General features: G+C 56.8%; 2 protein-coding genes. Both read left to right on the top strand.

What is annotated here, in order from left to right; all coding sequences use genetic code 11:
* Nucleotides 1-1692, top strand: a 1692-nt coding sequence (locus Q1K23_RS08895) for a TIGR00341 family protein (RefSeq protein WP_300363953.1), incomplete at its 5' end; no start/stop codon positions are given.
* A gap of 56 nt (nucleotides 1693-1748) precedes the next feature.
* Nucleotides 1749-2947, top strand: a 1199-nt coding sequence (locus tag Q1K23_RS08900) for a hypothetical protein (protein ID WP_300363955.1), incomplete at its 3' end; no start/stop codon positions are given.

Genomic DNA, 2947 nt, shown 5'->3' on the forward strand with positions numbered 1-2947 from the left:
TTCACCGCCTGGCTCGAGCATATCAAAGAGAGTGAAACGACCATCGTCATTCTTCCCTATGAGGGAAACCCCTTTCAGCAGAAGAGCTTTCTGATACCGGCAAAGATCGAAGAGGCCGCCGCACTGGCCGCGTCGGAGTCTCCCCACACCATCAGGACCTACATCCGGTGCAACAACGAACCGACGATCCGATGCATCACGATCGGAGAATCGAAGTGGATCGAACAACCCGAAATCTCGGAGGTTGTGAAAAATCTCTTCTCGATGCGGCTGAGGGGCATCCATGTCAAAACGGCCAAGGAGCAGGAGATCAAAACGGCGGCATTGATGGTCGAAGCGGGGCACGAAACGCTTCTGAACCGCAGCCGATCCTACTTTTTCAAAGCTTCCGACAATCAGTGCCGTCGCGTCTCGGCCGTCATCTACGCTCCCCAGAGCATTCTGGGCGCTTTGAAACTACGGCTTTTCCTCGCCCACAGGAAGCGGGAAGAGGCCGAAAACCTGCCGCCGGGCATCGGCACCGTCAAAACGGAATCTTTGACCGTCACGACACCCGACAGTCAGCCGCTTCCTGTCATCTGTAACGGGAGAAAATCCGAAACACACGAACTTCTCATCGAGAGCGTTCCGATGAAAGCGGCCATCGTCACAGGCGAAGAGAAGTGTGTTTCGGCCGAGGAAAAGGAGAGTGTAAGGATACAGAACATCCCCGTGGACAGCGATCTGGTCGCCTTCTTCTCGAAAAAGCCGCTTCCTTTCGTCCCCATCGCGGCCGAGGAGGCTTTCGCCGAGCTCTTCAGAAAACTCCGGGAATCGGCCGTCATGAAACGCGCCTATCTGGTGCTGCTGCTCGTCAGCGTCCTGATGGCGACGACGGGCCTCTTTCAAAACTCCTCGCCCACGATCATCGGCGCGATGATCCTGGCACCCCTGATGGCTCCCATCATCGCCTTCTCCATGGGGGCCATCCGGTTCGACGAGACACTGATGCGGCAGAGTCTCAGGACGGTCGTCTTCTCCATCGTCATCGCCCTGGCCGCTTCGGCGCTCTTTGCGTGGTGGATGCCCTTCAACCATGTCACCGAACAGATGGCGATGCGCACCCACCCCACCCTGCTCGATCTCGCCGTCGCCATCTTCGCGGGGATCGCCGCCGCCTACGGGTACGCCAATTCCAAAGTCGGAGAAAGCCTGGCCGGCGTCGCGATCGCCGTCGCGCTGGTGCCGCCGCTGTGCGTCTCCGGTATCGGCCTGGGATGGGGGTCCTGGAGTCTTTTTTCCAACGCCTTTCTGCTCTTTCTGGCCAACATCGTCGGCATCGTCGTCGCATCCGGCGCCATGTTCTATCTGATGGGGTACGCATCCAGAAAATACGCTTCCACAGCCTTCTTCATCAAACTGCTGATGGTGGCGGTCATCGCCGTACCGCTGTGGCTCTCGACACGTACACTGGTGGCCGAAGAGCGTATCTACAGCGAATTTTCACGTATCGCGGCCGTCCGCTTCGACGACAAAAGCGCCAATATCCGGCTCATGCGGGTCGTCAAGGATGCAAAGGGACTCCACGCCGTCGTCACGGTCACGGTCCAAGGTTCCCTCACGCCGGAAGAGAAGCGCCTGATCGCCCGACAGATCAAGTCACGCCTGGGAGAAGATGTGGGACTGATCTTCAATTTCAGGGAGATCTATTGACCGGTTCGGAGGTAACGATGCGACGACGAAGGTTTTGGCTCTCACTCACGATCGCCATGTTTTTCACTCTCCTTTTTCTCTCCCCCAAGCCGATTCTCGCCGCCGATATCGACACGACACTGACGGAAAACAACGCGACGATCTACACCACGCTCCTGCAAAAAATCGAAAAAAGTCCCAAAAACGATGAAACGGCGCTGCAGAAGGCGCTTCTTGGCAAACTGATACACATGACGAAGCATCCTGACAGGCGGGTCTCCATACCGGGCGTCCCCGCCGACGAGGAGAGCTACCGCTCACTCATTATCCAGTACGGCAACTGGTCTCTCTCCAGGGATCAGCTCGAAACAAGTACAGCGGGGCTGGCAGAGAAGATCCGTCTCATCGAAGAGCAGATAAAAAAGCTGCCGGCGGAAGCCCCGAAAACCCTGACCCTTCAACTGCAGTACGCCTTCTATGTCAAAAGTCTCCGGGCATACCGGCGAAAACTGGCGATGTATGGAAATCTGATCGACCAGGCGCCGCCGCTGTTTGTCGAGGGTGTATCGAATGTCCGTTTCGACATCAACGCGACGATGGCCAATCTCGACCGGATCGAAGAGAAGCTGCAGAAGATAGAAAACGAAATACAGGGTTACGACATCGAACGGGAACGTCTCAACCTTCTGGGAAAGACGGAGATGGTGCGCCGTCTCAACTACGGCATCCAGGTCCTCCAGGCCAAGCGCTACAGCCTGCTGACCGACAAGCTGGCGGAGATGTTCATCCTCTATTCCGATGCGCTCAAACGCCGCGACAGCGCCGACACCTTCGCCCTGCAGAACAGGATGACCGAGATCATGGAGAGTTTCTTTCCCGTCAAAGTGCGCAACGACCTCGGTGACCTCTTCAACACGATGGATACCGCCATTCTCGGACGGGCCGAAACGATCAAAGGCGCGACGATGGAGGAGATCCGCCGCACCGTTTCGCTCTTTTGGCGGAAAATGAACGAACCTCTCTTCTCGCTCAACGAAACTCCCATCAGCGCCCTCAAGCTGATCGGCGCTCTTCTGATATTCATCCTGGGTATCCTGATCGGCGGATTCTACAAAACATACCTGAGAAAAATTTTCAGAAACCATCAGAGTATCACCCTCTCCACCCAGACGCTGCTGGCCAATCTCGGCTACTACGTCATCGTCGTCATCGCTTTCTTCAGCGCCCTCAACGTCATCGGCGTCAACCTCTCCTCCATCGCGCTGGTCGCCGGCGC

This window comes from Hydrogenimonas sp. (assembly GCF_029933015.1).
In the GTDB taxonomy this organism is placed as follows: domain Bacteria; phylum Campylobacterota; class Campylobacteria; order Campylobacterales; family Hydrogenimonadaceae; genus Hydrogenimonas.